This is a genomic window from Geodermatophilus sp. YIM 151500 (assembly GCF_025716945.1).
Classification (GTDB): Bacteria; Actinomycetota; Actinomycetes; order Mycobacteriales; family Geodermatophilaceae; genus YIM-151500.
In genome coordinates, this window is the sequence record NZ_JAOVZT010000013.1 from 1 (window position 1) to 17,511 (window position 17,511).

Sequence of the window (17,511 nt, forward strand, 5' to 3'; positions counted from 1 at the left end):
GGCCATCACTTCAAGTTCACGACCGGTTACCCAACACCCTCTGAGCCCGCACCCGCCGACGCGAGAACGGAGCACTCCGGTGGAAGGCATCGAGAACGTCCCGGCCGTGCCCGACAAGGTCCCCGTCGCGGGTACGTGCGCCGACCGGTTCAGCCCGGTCCGCGACGCGTTCGCCTACAACCTCGGCACGGGCCAGGACGTGGGGGCGTCGGTCGCGGTGTTCCTCGACGGCGAGCCCGTGGTCGACCTGTGGGGCGGCTACTTCGACGGCACCTACACCCGGCCCTTCGGGGCCGACACGATCGTCCAGGGCTACTCGACGACGAAGACGGTCACGGCGCTCTGCGCCCTGGTGCTCGCCGACTGGGGCAAGGTCGACCTCGACGCGCCGGTCGCCCGGTACTGGCCGGAGTTCGCGGCCGAGGGCAAGGCCGACGTCGAGGTCCGGCAGCTGCTCGGGCACACCTCGGGGCTGTGCGGATGGGACGTCCCGATGACGCTCCGCGACGTGTACGACCGGGAGAAGTCGACGGCGCTGCTGGCCCGGCAGGCGCCGCTGTGGAAGCCCGGTCGCACGAGCGGGTACCACGGGATGAACCAGGGGCACCTCGTCGGCGAGGTGATCCGACGGGTCACCGGGAAGACGCTCGGCACCTTCCTCCAGGAGGACGTCGCGGGTCCGCTCGGCGTCGCCCCCGACTACCACATCGGCACACCCCCGGCGTTCGACGACAAGGTGTCCCCGCTCATCCAGGGGGCCCAGCACGACCCGGCGACCGACAACCGGTTCCACAGCCTCGCGCTGCAGAACCCGCACCAGACACCGCAGGACACCTGGGCGCTGGAGTGGCGGCGGGCCGAGATCGGCGCGCTGAACGGGCACGGCAACGCCCGGGGTCTCGCCACGATGCAGTCGGTCCTGGCCTGCGGGAGCGCGAACGGCGTCCAGATGATGTCGGACGCCGGCCGCCTCCGCGCGCTGGAGCAGCAGTCCGACGGCGTGGATCTGGTGCTCGGTGTGCCCTGCCGATGGGCGATGGGCTACTCGCTGGAGACGTCGATCTTCCCCTGGGCGCCGCCGGACTCGCGCGCGGCCTGGTGGGCCGGCAACGGCGGCGCGATGTCCTTCGTCGACCTGGATGCGCGCCTGGCCATCGGGTTCACGCCGAACCGCTGGATCAGCGGGCCGCACGAGCAGACCCGCAGCCGACGCATCATCGCGGCCGCGTACCAGAGCCTGGCCGGCTGAGGCCGAGGCGCGGCCGGGTCGGGGAGGCGGTCGTGGGCCTGCGGTGGTGGTCGCGGTTCCTGGCCGGGTTCGCCGTGCTGTACGGCGTCCTCGCCGGGACGGCGGCGGTCGATGCCAGCGGCCGCTACGGGCTGGCGATCCTGGGTGCGGTGCTGCTGGCCGGCGGGGTGGTCGAGCGAGCGCTCGACGGCACGGGCCCGCGCGCCGCGCTGCGCCGGCTCGGGCTCGGCCGCCCGGAGCGGCGGGCCCTCGCGGTGGCCGCCGCCGTGTCCGCTGTGGTGGTCCTGGTCCACCCGCTGTTCGCGGTGGCGACCGGCGCGGCGCTCGGCCTGCACCCGGACTGGCCGCTGCTCCTCGTCGGCGTGTTCGCCTTCCACGGGGTGGCGGAGGAGGTCGTGTGGCGCGGCTACGCGTTCCGGCGGCTGCGGGCCGGGCGGTCGTTCGGCCGCGCGGTGGCCTGCACCATGCCGCTGCTCGCGGCCACCCACGTCCCCGTCGTCGTCGGCTCCGGTCCGGCCGTGGGCGGCGCCGCGATGCTCGTCGCCGCGGTCACCTCCCTCCCGCTGGCCTACCTGTACGAGACCGGACGGGGCACGGTGTGGGCCCCGGCGCTGGTGCACACCGCGATCGACAGCTTCAAGCTCGTCGTCGTCCCCTCGGCGGTGCTGACCACGTACTCGCTGGCGCTCGCCGCCACCGCTCTCGTCGTCCCGCTGCTGGCGCTCGCCGTGCCCCGCCGCCTGCTGGCCGGCCGGGCCCGGCCGGCCGAGCGGCAGCGGGTACCCGACCGCGCCGGTCGGGCCGGCGGCGGCGACCCCGCGGGGTAGCCGCGCCCGGCACCGCTGCCGGCGACGGCGTCCGGCGGCCTAGCCCACCGGGTCCGCGAGCCGCGCGCCCGCCCCGAGGCCGGACAGGATCCGGCCGACCACCGCCGAGGCGTCGTGGCGGACGCCGTCGATGAACGTGGAGTTGCGCCGGCTCTGCAGCCGCGCGCCGACGACGTGCAGTCCCGGCGCGGCGGTGGTGCCGTGCACGTGGCGGATCTCGCCGTCCGCATCGAGCACCGGGACGTGCAGCCACGGGTAGTCGCGCCGGTAGCCGGTGGCCCACACGACGCCGGTGATGCCGGCCGCGGCGAGGTCCAGCTCCACGGGGGCGCCGTCGGTGCGCGCTCCGGGGACGTCCGGCGGTACCGGGGCGATCTCGTCGTCGAGACCGACCGCGTGCGCGTAGGCGTCCATGCGCCGGAGCAGCCCGCGCAGCCGGTCGTCGGCCGCCCTCGTGGTCGAGGCCAGGTCGTCGCCGAACCGGACCCGCGTGCCGTCGGCACCGCGGAGGCGACCGACCAGCGTCACGCCGCGGTCCTGCAGCGACGGCAGGTCGACGTCGCGGAGGTCGTCCCGGCCGGCCAGCTGCACCGACGGCTCCGCCACCGCCCGGCCGGGAGCCACGTGGACGGGGGTGCGACGGTCGAGGAGGCGCATCGCGTCCAGCCACCACATGACGTCCAGGCCGCGGTAGGTGCGGGTGAGGCGGCGGTGACGCCCGACGGCGAGGACCACGCGGCGGCCCGCGGCGGCCAGCTCGTCGGCCAGCTGGACGCCGGACGCCGAGGCGCCCACGACCAGCACGCCGCCGTCGGGCAGGGCGTCGGCGTTGCGGTACGTGGTGGCCGACTGCTGCACCACGCCCGGGGCGAGACCGGCGGCCGAGGCGGGCACCAGCGGCAGGTCGCACCAGCCGGTGGCGACGACGACGGAGCGGGTGTGCCAGCTGCCCGACGAGGTGTCGACCCGGTAGCCGTCGCCGTCCGCCCGGACCGATCGGACGTCGGTGTCCTGCAGCACCGGTGCGTCGGAGGCCACGGCGTAGGCGGCCAGGTAGTCGACGACCGCACGCGCGGGCATGAAGCCCGCCGCGTCCGGACCGGCGTAGCGCCACCCCGGCAGGCGGCTCATCCAGTTGGGGGTCAGCAGGCGCAGCGACTCCCACGGACGGGCCCGCCACCGTTCGGCGACGCGGCCGCGCTCCAGGACGACGTGGTCGACGCCCGCGCGTCCGAGCAGGTGGCTCACCGCGAGACCGGCCTGGCCGGCTCCGATGACCGCGACGGTCGTGGAGATCATGGGAACCCCTCCCCGGACCCGGTGCACTGCTTGACGTCGCCGACGCTAGGGACGCCGCCTTGCACGGACCTTGCGCCGTCCTTGCCGGGCCCTGCCGCCCGCGAGCCAGGGCCCGTGCGGCGCCGGGTGGAGCCCGCGCCGGTCAGGCCAGCGGCAGGGACAGCGCCGCATAGGCGCAGCCGCCCGCGCCCACGACCCAGAGCATCGACCGGCCGCGCCAGGCCAGCAGGGCGCCGACCCCGACGGCGAGCAGCACGGCGGGATCCGGCCGGGACCCGGCACCGCTGCCGACGACGGCGAGCACGACCAGGGCGGTCACGGCCCCGGTGCCGGCGTGCCGCAGCGCGTCGGCCATCCGCGGAGGCAGTCCGAAGCGCTCGACGGCGAGGAAGGGGAGCAGCCGGACGGCCAGGCTGGCCGCCCCCACGGCCAGGACGCAGAGCCAGACGACCATCACGACCTCCTGCGGGAGACGACGGACCCGGCGATCCCGGCCGCGGCCATCGCCAGCAGCACGTCCGCCCCGGGCAGGAGGGGCCGGGCGGCGAGTGCCGTGACCACCGCGGCCACGACCGCGGCGAGGCCGCCGGGGCGTCGCACGTGCGGGACGACGAGCGCGAGCAGGCACAGCGGCACGGCCACCGCCAGGTGCGTCGCCAGGCCGTCGACGCGTCCGACGACGCTGCCGACGGTGACCACGGCCAGCCAGCCGACGGTCATCGCGACCGCGGCACCGGCGTAGTGGACACGGGCACCGACGGGATCGGTCGGCTCCCGGGCGCGCCGCTCGGCCACCGCCCAGGTGGGCTCGACGACCGTGGCGGCCGCGAGCACCTTCCAGCGCAGCGGGGCACCGGCGAAGACGGGGGCCAGCGAGGTGCTGTACACGGCCAGCCGGGCGTTCACCAGCACGGTGACGAGCACGGCGGTCCACGCGGCGGCGCCGTCCCGGAGCATCTGCAGCAGGGTGAGCTGGGCGCTGCCGCCGTAGACCAGCAGCGTGCCGGTCCAGGCGGCGAGCACGTCGGTGCTGCCGCCCACGGCCGCCCCGACGAGCAGCGCGAAGGGGGCCAGGCCGACGACCAGCGGCGCGGCGGCCCGCGCGCCGGCGCGGAACTCCGCGCGGCGGCCGGCCGGAGCCGGGCTCCGGCCGGCCCGGGGAGAGGGGCGCAGCGCTGCAGCCATGCCGGGCAGCGTCTCCGACCGGCCTTTCCCCGACCTTCCACCGCGCTTCCACCCCGACCGGGCGGGAGCGGGTCAGCCGGCGGCTGCCGGGTGCCCGGCGACGGAGGCCCGGCACCGGACGGCGTCGAGCGGCTGGCCGGCGGTCTCGAACAGCGCCGCGGCCGCGGCCAGCAGCCGGCCGGCGGCCTCCTCGTCGCCCTCGGCGCGGGCCACGTGCGCGCGGGTCTCGCACAGCGCCGCCTGCCAGGCGGTGCCGTCCCAGCGCGCCACGACCGTCTCGGCGGTGGCCAGGAACCGCCGGGCACGGTCGAGCTCACCGCCGGCGGCGCAGGCCCGCGCTGCCGGCAGGGCGAACATGATGGCGCAGAACGGGCAGTGGTCCTCGGGCGCGAGGCTGCTCTCCGCGCGGTCCACGACCGCGAGCGAGGTCGTCACGTCGTCCGCCCCGTCGATCATCGTCGCGTAGATCCGCGGCAGCAGGCACTGGGCGACGATCGACCAGCGGGCCAGCGGCAGCGCGCGCTGCAGCAACGGCGCGGCGGCCGCCGGATCGCCGCGGCGCACGTGCACCTCGGCGAGCCGCTGCAGCGCCACCGCTTCGCCGCCGGGCATCTCCAGGCCGTGGTGGAGGTCGGCGGCGTCGGTCAGCTCCGCCTCGGCCAGGTCCAGGTCGCCCTTGAGCAGCGCCGCCTCGCCGGCCAGCGCCGCGGCGAAGCCGACCGCACGCAGCGCGCCGGCCTTCTCCGCGGTGCGGCGCAGGTCGGCCGCCAGGGCGAGCACCTCGTCGTAGGGCGTGGGACCGTACAGCAGCACCTCGGCGACGCACAGGTGGGAGTCGAACAGCTGCACGGCGAGGTCGGGACGCTGCACCCCGGTGCGCAGCTCCGCCCGCAACTGCTGGAACCACTCGCCGCGGTAGTGGGCCAGCAGGCCCTGCAGGGTGACCAGCTCGAACAGCCGCAGGTCCGTCGGCCCGCCCAGGGCGATCCGGCGGCGCGCCTCGGCCGCCGCGTCCGCGGCCGTCCCGAAGTCCCGGCGGTACAGCGCCAGCGTGCCGCGGACCATGAGCAGGTCGCCGTCGTTGGCGCTGCCGTCGAGGGCCAGCCCGTCGAGCGCGATGGTGGCGGTCTCCAGGTCACCGCGCTGGGTCGCCGTGCGCGCCAGGCGGGTGCGCAGCCGGTTCCGGGCGACCGGTTCGTCGGTGGCCGACAGCGCCTCGCGGTAGGCGTCGAGCGCTCCGAGGTCGCCACAGGCGGCGAGCAGGTCGGCGCGCAGGGCGAGCAGATCCGCCCGGTCCTCGCCGGTGGCCGATCCGCGCACCGTCTCCAGCATCGCCAGCGCGTCCCGGTAGGCGCCGAGCGCGGCCTCGGTCCTGACGGCCTCGAGCACCCAGGGCACGGCGGCCGCCGTGTTCCCGGCGTGCACCAGGTGGTGCCCGATCCGGCCGGGGGAGCGGCCGAGCCGCTGCAGCGCACGGGCCGCCGCGCGGTGCGCCGCGCGGCGGCCGCCCTGGCCGAGCCACCGGTCGAGGAGGGCTTCCCGCTGCAGCGCATGACCGAAGGCGAGTCCCTCGCGCGTTCGGCGGAGCAACCGCGCGGCCAGGGCCGCCTCCAGGACGGCGTACGCCTCCGCGTCGGTCATACCGGACAGGGCGACGAACTCGTCGGTGTCGAACGACGACCCGAGCACCGCCGCCTGCGCCAGCGCCCGCAGCACCCCCGGATCGAGCTCCGCGGGCAGGAAGGCGGCCCCCGGTGGTGCGCTCGGGTCGGCCGCGACCACCCGCGCCCCCTCCACGACGGCGAAGGGCAACCCGCCGGACGCGGCGGCGACGGCCCGCAGCAGCTCCGGCGGCGCGTCGGGGGCGTGCCGGGCGGCGAGCGCCTCGGCGTCCGGCGGCCGCAGCGGGCGCAGGTCCAGGACGGCGGCGCTCCCGCGCCCCTGCAGGCTGCTCCGCACGTCGGCCAGCACACCGCCGTCGGCCGGACGGTGCCCGACCACGATCGCGACCCGCTCGGTGACGGTGGAACGGGCGAGGAAGTGCACCAGGCGCAGGCTCGCCTCGTCGGCCTCGTGCAGGTCGTCCAGGAGCAGCACCGCCCCGCCGCCGGCGGCGGCCAGCCGCAGCAGCTCCGCGGTCGCGACGAACAGCCGCTGGTGCGCTCCCTGCCCGTCCCACTCGCCGTGCCGCCCGGACAGCGCCCGCTCGATCTCCTCGCGCATGTGGTCGTCCAGCCCGTCGAGCAGGGCGGGGTGCCGGCGGCAGAGGTCGGCGAACGCCTCCAGCACGGGGGCGTAGGGCCAGGCGCCGTCGATGCGCGCGGCGGCGCCGGAGCCGACGCGCATCCGCAGTGCCGCGGCCTCGTGCCCGACCGCGGTGAGCAGGCTCGTCTTGCCGACGCCGGCCGGACCGCCGACGAACAGCACCCGTCCCCGGCCGGCGTGCACCCCGGCCAGCACCTGCCGGACCCAGGCGAGCTCCTGGCGGCGGCCCAGCAGGCCCGGCCCCCGCGGTGCGGCGGCCACGGTCGCGCCGGACGCGAGCAGCGAGTCCCGGAACCGGGCCGCCTCGGGGCTGAGTCCGACGCCGAGTTCGGTGCGCAGCGCCCGCTCCAGCCGCTCGAACTGGCGCAGAGCCGCGGGGCGGTCACCGGCCGCCGCCAGCCGCCGGGCCACCTCGACGTGCGCGCGCTCGTCGGCCGGATCGGCGGCGGCGACGTCGCCCCACCGGCCGGCCAGGCGCAGCACGTCCTGGTGCAGCAGCCGGAGCCGGTCCCGGAGCTCGCCGGTCCACGGCTCGTAGAGGTCGTCGGGCAGCAGGTCGCCGGGGTAGGTGTCGGCCGCCGCGCCCGCCGCGGCGGGGTCGGCGGCGGTCACGGCGGCGCGGGCCATCCCCTCGAAGGCGACGGCGTCCACGGTGACGCGGTCATCGGGGTGGAGGGCGACCGCCTCGTCGGAGAGGACGAGCGACCCGTCGGTGCCGAGCCACCGGCGCGCGTAGTGGGCCGCCTGGTGCAGCCGGGGTGCCGCCGCGGTCGGGTCGTCGTCGGGCCAGAGCGCGGCGAGCACCCGCTCCCGGTGCAGCCTGCGGCCGGGAGCGAGCGCGAGCAGCTTGACCAGCGAGGCGGCGGAGCGCCGGCGCCAGCCGCCCGGGGGCAGCCGACGTCCGTCGACGGCCACGTCGAAGCCGCCGAGGACGCGGACGTCGATCTCGTGGGCGTCCACCCGACCAGCCCCGGCCGAGCCTAGGGCCGCTCAGGCCGCCCGAGGGAGGCCTGCGAGCAGGTCGACCTCGTCGGTCATCGCCGAGGCCATCTGCCGGAGCAGCACCCGGATGCCGTCGAGGTCCCAGTCGTGGGCGGCCACCCGCTCGACCACGGCCAGCATCGGGAGGGACAGGTCGTCCCGCGCCCGGGCGTACCGCCGCAGGGACGCCGCCTGGGCCGGCCCGGGGCGCGGTGCCTCGACCACCGCCCGGGCCAGCAGTTCGGCGTCGCGGAGCGCGGCGGTCATCCCGTGCGTGCTGAGCGGGTCCTTCCAGTACCCGGCGTCCCCGACCAGCGCCCAGCCCGGACCGGCGGCGGCCCGCAGGTGCCCGGGCGTGCCGCGGACGTGGCGGACCGCGCCCCGCGGCTCCGCGCCGGCGAGCCCCTCGCCCAGCGAGGTGCGCCCGGCCAGGGCGCGCAGCGCGCCCTGCGGTCCGACGTCGCGGACCAGCCCGGCGACCCGGTCCGGCCGGCCACCGGCGAAGACGCAGGTGAGGCCGTCGTTGGTGGGGATGGTGCCGGCGCTCACCCCGCGGTCGTAGTACCAGCCGTACCCGTCCGCGGGCAGGCCGGCCCAGTAGCCGTAGACCACCCCGGTCGCCGACCGTCCGGCGAACCGCAGCGCGGCACCGGCCTCGGCCGCGACCAGCGAGGAGCGCCCGTCGGCACCGATCACCAGCGCGGTGCGTTCGGTGCGGGCGGTGCCGTCGCGGTCCGTCGTCCGGACGCCGGTCACCCGGCCCACGGCGTCGCGGAGCAGTCCGGTCACCCGGGTGCCGTGCCGCACGGTCGCCCCGGCACGTGCGGCGGCATCGACCAGCACGCGGTCGAGCAGCGTGCGCCGCGGCGCGTACAGCGCCTCGACCCCCGAGCTCGGCCGCACCGACACCGGGACCTCGTCGTCCCCGTAGTGGAAGACGACCCGGTGCACCGCCGGCGTGCCCGCCGCGACGATCTCGTCCAGCAGGCCCCAGCGCCGCAGCTGCAGCACGCCGGCCCGCATCAGCGCGTGGGTCGAGACGGTGTCACTGCCCCGGCGGCTGCGGTCCAGGCAGAGCACCCGGAGACCGGCCCGGGCCAGCAGCAGCGCGGTGGAGGCGCCCGCCACCCGGCCGCCCACCACCACGGCGTCCCAGCGGCCGGTCACGCCGCCCACCCCACGGCTGCGGGCGAGCGCGATCCGGCCCCGGGGCCGGCTCCGATCCGCGGCAGGTCGCACCGGCCGGCGGCGACGACGGCGGTCAGGTCGGCGGTGAGGTCGATGGTGCTCACGGGAGCTCCCGGGGGTCGGGGGCGACCGGCCCGCGGCACCCAGCGGCGGGCCGGTCGCAGGTGGGAGGACGGGGCCTCGACCGCTCAGCGGGTGGCCACGTCGATGACGACGTCGGTGCCGTTGGTCAGCACGTCGTAGACCGCCGAACGGCGGCGGGACTGCTCGACGAGCGCGCGCAGCTCCTCCGGAGAGGCGTCGCCCTCGACGTCGAGGTGCACGCGGATCTGCGAGTAGCCGTTCCGGACCTCGGCGGAGAGACCGAGGACGCCGAGCAGGTCGATGTCGCCCTCGACCGTCGACGCGACACGGCGCAGCGTCACGCCGCGCGCGGCGGCGATGTTCGCCAGTCCGGTGGTGAGGCAGGCGGCGATCGCGTGCAGCAGGAACTCGACCGGCGTGGGTCCGTTGCCGCTGCCGACCAGCACCGCCGGGTGGTCGGCGTCGTAGACGAACGGCTCCGCCCGGCTCCCGTCCTCCTGCCCGGCGCCGTAGAAGCCCTGGATCCAGGTGCGGTTGTGCGTGCCGCTGATCCACTCGTTGCGGGCGCGGAACCGGAAGTCCGCGAGCTCCGGTCCGCCCTTCACCGCGTCGATCGTGGCGAACAGGGTCGGCACGTCCACGCCGTTGCGGGCCGGGCGGGTGGGGGTCTGCGTCATGGCGGGTGCTCCTCCGTCGGTGGTCTGCCTGACGCCGGCGGACGCTAGGGAGGCCGCCTTCCGCGGGCCTTGCGCCGTCCTCCCGGGGTCCTCCGCGCGGGAAAGGCCGGTGGAAGCCGCCCGGCGGACGCTTCCGACGTCCGGCCGTCGTGCGCGTCCGGTCGGAGGGAGGAGGAGGCCGTGACCACGCCCACCCCGGCCGGCGGCGGCCCCGGGCTGGAGGTCGTCGACCCAGCGGCACTGCTCCTGCCGCGGGTGGTGCTGCGGCCGCTGGACCGCGGGGACACGGCGACCGTGACGCGGGTCTTCGACGGACTGTCCGAGCGCTCCCGCCGGCTCCGTTTCCTGGCGCCGACACCGCGGCTGGACGCGGAGGTGCTCGCACTGCTCACCGACGTCGACCACGACCGGCACGGCTGCTGGGTGGCGGTCGTCGACGGAGAGCCGGTGGGCGTTGGCCGGTACGTCCGGCTGGGGGACGAACCGGACGTCGCCGAGGTGGCGCTCGAGGTCGTCGACGCCTACCAGGGGCACGGCCTCGGACGGCTCCTGCGCGGCGTGGTCGCGGTCGCCGCGGCCGACGTCGGCATCACCCGGCTGCTGTGGGTGCTGGACCCGGCGAACACGGCGATCCGCCGGCTCGCCGTCCCGCTGGGCGGTCGCTTCGCGCTCGAGGCCGGCGCCCTCGAGGGGCGCACGCCGATGCCCGTGGTGGACCCGCTGCTCGCGGCTCGCGTGCGCCGGGCGGCGCGCTGCGCCCGCGACGGCGCGACACTGCAGGGTGCGGCGTGAACCGGCCCGGCTCGTGCCGGACCGGGCACGGTGCTCGGCGGGAGGAGGCGGTGGAACGTGCGGGTGGGCGACTCCGCGACCCGGACCCGGGAGGTCCGGGCACGTGACATCGAGCTGTTCACCGAGCTCACCGGCGATCGCAACCCGCTGCACCACGATCCGGAGCTCGCGGCGCGCTCGCGGTTCGGCGGCATCGTCGTCCAGGGTGGCGTGACCAGCGGCCTGCTCAACGCGCTCGTCGCCGAGGACCTGCCCGGCCCGGGCAGCGTCTTCCTCTCCGTGTCCTGGCGCTTCCGCGCGCCGGTCCGGCCGGGCGACGTGCTCACCGCCCGCGCGGTGGTCACCTCGGTGCGGGAGGACAAGCCGGTGACCGGGCTGGACACCTCGATCACCAACCAGGACGGCGTCGTCGTGCTCGACGGCAGCGCAGTGGTCTGGCGGGATCCGGCGGTGGCCGCCCTCACCTGACGCCCGACAGCACGTCGTCCAGGACCGCGACGGGGTCGGCGTCCGCAGCCGCGGGCCGCGCCGGTGTCGTCGCCAGACCGTCGCGCACCGAGCTCACCAGGGCCGACCAGGTCGGCCACGGCGCGACGCCGAGGCGGTCCCGGGTCCGATCCGCTGCCGCGGCGGCGCGGTGTGCGAGCTCCGGGCGGTCCGCCTGGAGCGCGATCGCCGCCGCCGCGTCGAGAGCCATGGCCGCATCGGCCAGGTAGCGGCCACGATGCAGGGGGCTCGCGCTGGCGCGCAGCGTCTCGAGTGCCCCGCGCCAGTCGTCGTCGACGATCTGCAGGAAGGTGAGCTGGACGAGGGCCTGCAGCTCCTCCGGTTCGCAGGCGATGCGCCGGGCGAAGGCCAGGGACGTCGCGAGGTGGGACCGGGCCTCCTCGCGGCGTCCCATCGTGGCGAGCACGCTGCCGAGCTTCGCCTCGGCCAGGCTCACGCCCCAGTCGTGCCCGACCGACGCGAACAGCGACGACGACTCACGCAGGGCGGAGAGCGCGGCCGTCGAGTCGTGGTCCTGGGAGAACAGCACGAACCCCAGCGTGTGCAGGGCGACCGCCGCTTCGAAGTGCATCCCGTGCCGGCGGAAGACGACCAGCGGTTCCTCGAGCTTCCGGTGCACGTCGGTGTAGTCACCGTGGTGGATCCGGGTCCCCGCGTGCAGGGCATCGAGCCTGGCCCGGGTCACGTCGTCGAGGCCGTCCCGGTGGGCCTGGGCCCGGGTGAGCCAGGAGTCCGGCTCGTCCACGGCGTCACGGACGTAGTAGTGCACGATCACGTCCCACACCAGGTCCACCACCTCCGACGGGCGTCCGGTGCGCAGCGCGTGTTCGACGGCCTCGCGGATGTTCGGCAGGTCGGGATCGAGCCTCGCCAACCACTCGCGCTGACCGGGCCCGCACAGGCTGGGCGCAGCCACCCGGCCCAGGGCGCGGACCTGGGCGAGCAGACGATCCCGGACGAGACCGGTCTCCCCCCGGTCCTCCAGCCGCCGAGCGGCGTACTCGCGCACGGTCTGCAGCATGGCGAACCGCGGCTCGCCGCTGTTCCCGATCTCCCGAGCGCCCACGAGGCTCTTGTCCAGCAGACCCGCCAGGGCCTCCACGGCATCGACGTCGGCGCCGCAGACCGCTTCGGCTCCGGGGAGCGCCCAGCTGCCGGCGAAGACGCTGAGCCGCGCGAACACGGCCTGCTCGTCGGGGGACAACAGGTCGTGGCTCCAGTCCAGCGTGGTCCGCAGCGTCCGCTGACGACGAGGGAGGTCGGGGCCGCCGCCGACGAGCAGCGAGAAGCGGTCCTGGAGGCGCGCCAGCACGTCGTGCGTCGAGAGGATCCGGGTGCGTGCGGCCGCGAGCTCCACCGCGAGCGGAAGCCCGTCCAGGCGACGGGTGATCTCTGCGACGTCGGCAGCGTTCTCGTCGGTGAGGGCGAACCGCTCGTCGACGGCTCGAGCTCGGCTCACGAAGAGCTGCACGGCGGCCGCGGCGGTGACGTCGGGGTCGTCGACCTCCGGCACGGCCAGGGGATCGACGCGGACCTCCTGCTCGGCCGTGATCCGCAGGGCGTGCCGGCTGGTGGCGAGCACGGTGAGCTCGGGCAGCCGCTGCAGCAACGTGCTCACGACCCGGTCGGCACCCTCGATCTGCTCGAGGTTGTCCAGGCAGAGGAGCACGGGACGCTCGCCCAGCCTCGCCACGATGCTGTCCAGCACGCTCCGGGTGCCGCTGACGTACCCACCGGCTGCGGCTTGGATCAGGTGGAGCATCTGGGTCGGATCCGCACTCTCCGCGAGCGGGACGTACAGGACCTCGCTGCCCGCGCGCTGCGCCCGCAGGCCCAGCTCGGTCGCCAGCCTGGTCTTCCCGACCCCGCCGGTGCCGGTCAACGTCACCAGCCGGGATGACCTCAGGTGCCCCGCGACCCGGTCCAGCAGCGCGGCGCGGCCGAGGGTCGCCGTCGGCGGCGTGGGCAGGGTGGCGCCCGGAGGCGGCGCCGCCACCGTCGGAGATCGGCGACGGGCCGCCTCGAAGGCCTCGCTGAGCAGCACGGCCAGGTCGTCGCGCACCAGCCCGCCGAGCTCCCGGGCATCGGTGAACCGCTTGTACGACGCGCGCTCGTCGTCGGCGAACTCCTTGAGCAGCTGCTGGAGCCGCGGCTCGCGGTCCGGGGCCGGCGTCTTGATGTACAGCAGTCGTGGCCGGTCCCCGGCCAGGCGGTACTCGTCCTCGAGGCCGGACACCGCCTCGCCGGGAGCAACCCACCCGTAGCTCGCCCCGTAGACGCCCAGGAACACGTCGCTCTGCCGGAGGTAGGCCCGGTAGAGCTCTCGAGGTGCGTGCGGGCGGGCGCCGAGCTCGAACATCACCGGGACGAGCCGCAGGGACTCGATGGCGGCCCGGACCGCGTCGCGCTCGGGTCTCAGTTCGCCGAGGGTCGAGCTCACGAACACCCGGACCCGTCGATCCGGCGTGTGGATGACCGGGCCTGCCGCGCCCACGGGATCCATGCCCGCATGGTGTCGCAGGGGGTCGGCGTCGCACCACCGCCGAGACCTCGTCCACGGAGGTCATGGGTCCGTGGCCGTTCCCGGGGATAGAGCGGCGTCACTGCGCGCCGTCGGAGCCGGGTGCGCAGTCGTGGTCGCCGACGCGCGCCGGCGGGAAGCAGCCGGACGTGCTCGGTCGACGGTCACGGAGCTGCGGGCACCTGCGCCCGGACGGCGAACGAGTCCCCACGGGCGGCCGCTCCGTGCGGCGGCCCGTGGGGACCCGTCGGGACTGCTGCTGCCTCCCAGCGGTGCACACCCTGGTCAGCGGTTGCGGAACTCAGATGTCGTAGTACATCGCGAACTCGTGCGGATGCGGGCGCAGGCGGATCGGGTCGATCTCGTTCTCCCGCTTGTACTCGATCCAGGTCTCGATCAGGTCGGGGGTGAACACTCCGCCGTCGACCAGGTACTCGTGGTCGGTCTCGAGGTTGTCGAGGACGGCGTCCAGCGAAGCCGGCACCTTCTCGATGCCCAGGGCCTCCTCGGGCGGCAGCTCGTAGAGGTCCTTGTCGACCGGCGCCGGCGGCTCGATCTTGTTCTTGATGCCGTCGAGGCCGGCCATCAGCATCGCCGAGAAGGCGAGGTAGGGGTTGGCCGACGGATCGGGCACGCGGAACTCGATGCGCTTGGCCTTGGGGCTGTCACCGGAGATCGGGATGCGGCAGCAGGCCGAGCGGTTGCGGGCCGAGTAGACGAGGTTGATCGGCGCCTCGTAGCCGGGCACCAGCCGGTGGTAGCTGTTCACCGTCGGGTTGGTGAAGGCCAGCAGCGAGGGGGCGTGCGCCAGCAGGCCGCCGATGTAGTGGCGGGCGGTGTCGGACAGGCCCGCGTAGCCGGTCTCGGCGTGGAAGAGCGGCTCGCCGTCCTTCCAGAGGCTCTGGTGGCAGTGCATGCCCGACCCGTTGTCGCCGAACAGCGGCTTGGGCATGAACGTCGCGGTCTTGCCCGCCGCCCAGGCCGTGTTCTTGATGACGTACTTGAACAGCATCAGGCTGTCGGCCGCCCGCAGCAGCGTGTCGAACTTGTAGTTGATCTCGGCCTGGCCGGCGGTGCCCACCTCGTGGTGCCCGCGCTCGAGCTCGAGGCCCGAGGCGGTGAGGTTCTTCATCATCGTGGCGCGCAGGTCGCTGTAGTGGTCGTAGGGCTCGACCGGGAAGTAGCCGCCCTTGGGACGGGTCTTGTAGCCCAGGTTCGGGCCGCCGTCGGCGCCGGTCGGGGAACCCGAGTTCCACGACCCCTCGACCGAGTCGATGTGGTAGTAGCCCTCGTTGATCCCGGTGCTGTGCCGGATCGAGTCGAAGACGTAGAACTCCGCCTCCGGCCCGAAGTAGGCCGTGTCGGCGATGCCGCTGCTGGCGAGGTAGGCCTCGGCCTTCTTCGCCACGTTGCGCGGGTCGCGGCTGTAGGCCTCCCGCGTGATCGGGTCGTGGATGAAGAAGTTGATGTTCAGCGTCTTGTGCGCGCGGAACGGGTCGACGAAGGCGCTGTTGGCGTCGGGCAGCAGCAGCATGTCCGACTCGTTGATCGCCTGGAAGCCGCGGATCGACGAGCCGTCGAAGCCCAGGCCCTCCGAGAAGGTGTCCTCGCCGAACGTCGACGCCGGGATGGTGAAGTGCTGCATGACGCCGGGGAGGTCGCAGAAGCGGACGTCGACGAACTCGACGTCGTTGTCGCGGATGTAGGCGGCGACCTCGTCGGGACTGGTGAACATCGATCCTCCGGGAGTGGACGGACAGCCAGACGGCAACCTACGAGCGCGGTGTTCCTCCCGCGTGTCCCGAGTGTTTCGGAGGGGTAACAGCGGCCTTCGGCGTGTCGGCGGTCACGGTGGCCACCGTTCGCGACCCGCGCCCCGCTTGCGAGGCGTGGGGGGAACGGCGGTCCTCTTACTACGCTGGCGGTCATGGTCCGGGACGCAGAGCAACCCTCTCAGGGGTCCGCCCGCGGCGCGTCGCTGGGGTTGCCGGCCAGCGGTCCGGGCTCGCTCGCCCCGTTCGGCACCCGCGTGCTGGCCTTCCTGGTCGACGCCGTCGCCGCGGCCCTGATCGCCTGGGCCTTCACCTTCCCGGCGCCGCCGGGCAACTGGAGCCTGCTGCCCTTCGGGGTGGGCACGGTGCTCACGCTCGTGCTGCTCGGCCAGACGCCGGGCATGCGGGTTCTCGGGCTGCGGCTGGCGCACCCCCGCCCGCAGGAGCGGCTGGCGCTGTGGCGGGCCGTCGTCCGGACGGCGCTGCTGATGCTGCTGGTCCCGGCGCTGGTGGTCGACGCCAACGGCCGCGGCCTGCACGACCGGATCACCGACACCGCCGTCGTGCGTGATCGGTGACCCGGCGGTGATCGTCCGCCGCGAGCGGCCGGCCGACGCCGACGCCGTCCGGGAGGTGCACCGGGCCGCCTTCCGGCCACCGGACGGCGCTGCCGACGCCGAGGTCGTCGAGGCCCGGCTGGTCGACGAGCTGCGCGAGGACGCCGGCTTCCTGCCGCACCTGTCGCTGGTCGCGGTGGACGGCGGGCGCGTCGTCGGCCACGTCATCGCCACCCGCGGCTGGGTCGAGCCACCGGGCGCCCCGGCCCTCGGCCTCGGCCCGGTCGGGGTGCTGCCCGCCGCGCAGGGAAGGGGCACCGGCACGGTGCTGGTGCACGCCCTGCTGGCGGTGGCGGAGGCCGCGGACGAGCGACTCGTGGTGCTGCTGGGCGCGCCGGCCTACTACGGCCGGTTCGGCTTCGTGCCGGCGTCCGAGCTGGGCGTGCGACCGCCGGACCCGGCGTGGGGCGAGCACTTCCAGGCCCGCCGGCTCGGCCGGTTCGACGCATGCGGCACGTTCCGCTACGCCGCGCCCTTCACCCGGCTGTGAGCCCCCGGGCATCGAAGGGACCCCCCGGGCATCGAAGGGACCCCCCGGGCATTGGAAGCTTTGCCGACCAGATCCGCCCGGAACTGCAGGCAAAGCTTCCTATGCCCGGGTCGGCGTGCCCGGGTCAGCGGCGGCGGACCTGCCGGGAGCTGACCGTCATCTGCCGGCCGCCGGGCAGCGGGCCGCCGGGCACCGGCATCCGCGGCCCGCCGAGCGCGCCCATCCGCCGGTTCAGCGTGTTGACCTCGGCCGCCGTCAGGTTGCGCGGCAGCTTCATCACGTGCGCGCTGAGCTTCTTGAGCGGGATCTGCCCCTCGCCGTCGCCGACCGTGATGTCGTAGATCGGCGTCTCGCCGACCACCCGGGCCAGCCGCTTCTTCTCCTGGGCCAGCAGCCCGCGCACCCGCTGCGGCGCGCCCTCGCCGACCAGCACGATGCCCGGCCGGCCGAGCACCCGGTGCACCGCGTCGAGCTGCGGGGTGCCGGCGACCCCCTTGTCGACGCGCCAGTTGCCACGCATGCCCTCGAGCACCCAGGCCGCGGCCCCGGGTTGGCCCTCCACCTGGCGGTAGGCCGACCCCTGCGCCCGGCGGCCGAAGATGATCAGCGCCACCAGCGCACCCAGCACGAGCGCGAAGGGCAGGAACAGGAACGGCGAGCCGAACAGGATGCCGAGCAGCTCGACCACGCCGGCCACCGCGACGAAGGCGATGAGCATCAGCCACGGGAGCTTGGGGTCGTTGCGGCGGGTCATCGTGTAGGCCTGCCGCATCATCGACAGCTGCTGGCCGAGCTTGGCCAGCCGCCGCTTCTTCGGCTTCGCCTCGCGGTTCCCACGGCGCAGACCGCGCCACCTGCGCCCCCCGCCGGTCGCGCCGGCGGCGGTGGAACCGCTGCGGGAGCGGCCGGTGTCGGGGCCGCGGCCCGCCCGGCCGCCGGGCGCCGTCGGGTCGGAGGGCTTGCTGCGTGCCATGCGTCCAGGATAGGGCCGCGGACCTGCGCGACCGTCGTCCGGCGGGCCGACGGCTCGGAGAGCGGGCCGGACGCCGGCGGGACC

The 17,511-nt window shown here is 75.6% G+C and carries 16 protein-coding genes; 6 read left to right on the forward strand and 10 right to left on the reverse strand.

Annotated elements, in window-relative coordinates; translation table 11 throughout:
- Window positions 1–79 precede the first annotated feature (79 nt).
- Together OF117_RS18165 and OF117_RS18170 are read left to right on the forward strand one after the other, a co-directional pair.
- Window positions 80–1,249, forward strand: a complete 1,170-nt coding sequence (locus tag OF117_RS18165; protein ID WP_263554255.1) for a serine hydrolase domain-containing protein — start codon at window positions 80–82, stop codon at window positions 1,247–1,249.
- A gap of 32 nt (window positions 1,250–1,281) precedes the next feature.
- Window positions 1,282–2,076, forward strand: a complete 795-nt coding sequence (locus OF117_RS18170) for a CPBP family intramembrane glutamic endopeptidase (RefSeq protein ID WP_263554256.1) — start codon at window positions 1,282–1,284, stop codon at window positions 2,074–2,076.
- Window positions 2,077–2,115: 39 nt separating this feature from the next.
- Here OF117_RS18170 and OF117_RS18175 read toward each other — a convergent pair whose 3' ends face one another.
- From OF117_RS18175 to OF117_RS18205, 7 genes are all read right to left on the reverse strand, one after another.
- Window positions 2,116–3,375, reverse strand: a complete 1,260-nt coding sequence (locus tag OF117_RS18175) for a flavin-containing monooxygenase (protein WP_263554257.1) — start codon at window positions 3,373–3,375, stop codon at window positions 2,116–2,118.
- A gap of 142 nt (window positions 3,376–3,517) precedes the next feature.
- A complete protein-coding gene (locus OF117_RS18180) occupies window positions 3,518–3,829 on the reverse strand; it encodes an AzlD domain-containing protein (RefSeq protein WP_263554258.1) in 312 nt (103 codons plus the stop codon).
- A complete protein-coding gene (locus tag OF117_RS18185; protein ID WP_263554259.1) occupies window positions 3,829–4,560 on the reverse strand; it encodes an AzlC family ABC transporter permease in 732 nt (243 codons plus the stop codon). The genes OF117_RS18180 and OF117_RS18185 overlap by 1 nt, the downstream gene beginning before the upstream one ends.
- Window positions 4,561–4,632: 72 nt before the next feature.
- The gene (locus OF117_RS18190; protein WP_263554260.1) at window positions 4,633–7,785 is read right to left on the reverse strand and encodes an ATP-binding protein; all 3,153 of its coding nucleotides are present in this window, start codon (window positions 7,783–7,785) and stop codon (window positions 4,633–4,635) included.
- A 30-nt stretch (window positions 7,786–7,815) separates the two neighbouring features.
- On the reverse strand, window positions 7,816–8,973 hold the full coding sequence (locus OF117_RS18195; RefSeq protein ID WP_263554261.1) for an NAD(P)/FAD-dependent oxidoreductase: 1,158 nt from the start codon (window positions 8,971–8,973) through the stop codon (window positions 7,816–7,818).
- Complete coding sequence (locus OF117_RS18200; RefSeq protein WP_263554262.1) at window positions 8,970–9,098, reverse strand: hypothetical protein; 129 nt, start codon at window positions 9,096–9,098, stop codon at window positions 8,970–8,972. The genes OF117_RS18195 and OF117_RS18200 overlap by 4 nt, the downstream gene beginning before the upstream one ends.
- A gap of 84 nt (window positions 9,099–9,182) precedes the next feature.
- Window positions 9,183–9,755: an OsmC family protein gene (locus OF117_RS18205; RefSeq protein WP_263554263.1), complete on the reverse strand. Its 573-nt coding sequence runs from the start codon at window positions 9,753–9,755 to the stop codon at window positions 9,183–9,185.
- A 180-nt stretch (window positions 9,756–9,935) separates the two neighbouring features.
- On the opposite strand from OF117_RS18205, the gene OF117_RS18210 reads away from it, so the two are divergent.
- A complete protein-coding gene (locus OF117_RS18210; RefSeq protein ID WP_263554264.1) occupies window positions 9,936–10,547 on the forward strand; it encodes a GNAT family N-acetyltransferase in 612 nt (203 codons plus the stop codon).
- 63 nt (window positions 10,548–10,610) lie between these two features.
- Window positions 10,611–11,015 carry a MaoC family dehydratase gene (locus OF117_RS18215; RefSeq protein ID WP_263554265.1) on the forward strand — a complete coding sequence of 135 codons (405 nt, stop codon included), beginning with the start codon at window positions 10,611–10,613 and terminating at the stop codon, window positions 11,013–11,015.
- Here the strand turns inward: OF117_RS18215 and OF117_RS18220 are convergent.
- Together OF117_RS18220 and glnA are read right to left on the reverse strand one after the other, a co-directional pair.
- Window positions 11,008–13,557: an ATP-binding protein gene (locus OF117_RS18220; RefSeq protein WP_263554266.1), complete on the reverse strand. Its 2,550-nt coding sequence runs from the start codon at window positions 13,555–13,557 to the stop codon at window positions 11,008–11,010. The two genes, OF117_RS18215 and OF117_RS18220, sit on opposite strands and share 8 nt — an antisense overlap.
- A gap of 319 nt (window positions 13,558–13,876) precedes the next feature.
- Entirely contained in the window at window positions 13,877–15,310 is a 1,434-nt protein-coding gene (gene glnA, locus OF117_RS18225) for a type I glutamate--ammonia ligase (RefSeq protein ID WP_263554267.1), read from the reverse strand.
- A 192-nt stretch (window positions 15,311–15,502) separates the two neighbouring features.
- Here glnA and OF117_RS18230 point away from each other — a divergent pair, with 192 nt between their 5' ends.
- Both OF117_RS18230 and OF117_RS18235 read left to right on the forward strand, forming a co-directional pair.
- Window positions 15,503–15,925, forward strand: a complete 423-nt coding sequence (locus OF117_RS18230) for an RDD family protein (RefSeq protein WP_263554268.1) — start codon at window positions 15,503–15,505, stop codon at window positions 15,923–15,925.
- Window positions 15,915–16,454, forward strand: coding sequence for a GNAT family N-acetyltransferase (locus OF117_RS18235; RefSeq protein ID WP_263554269.1), 540 nt, complete (start codon window positions 15,915–15,917; stop codon window positions 16,452–16,454). The genes OF117_RS18230 and OF117_RS18235 overlap by 11 nt, the downstream gene beginning before the upstream one ends.
- 124 nt (window positions 16,455–16,578) lie before the next feature.
- Here OF117_RS18235 and OF117_RS18240 read toward each other — a convergent pair whose 3' ends face one another.
- Window positions 16,579–17,427, reverse strand: coding sequence for a DUF4191 domain-containing protein (locus OF117_RS18240; RefSeq protein ID WP_263554270.1), 849 nt, complete (start codon window positions 17,425–17,427; stop codon window positions 16,579–16,581).
- Window positions 17,428–17,511: the final 84 nt, after the last annotated feature.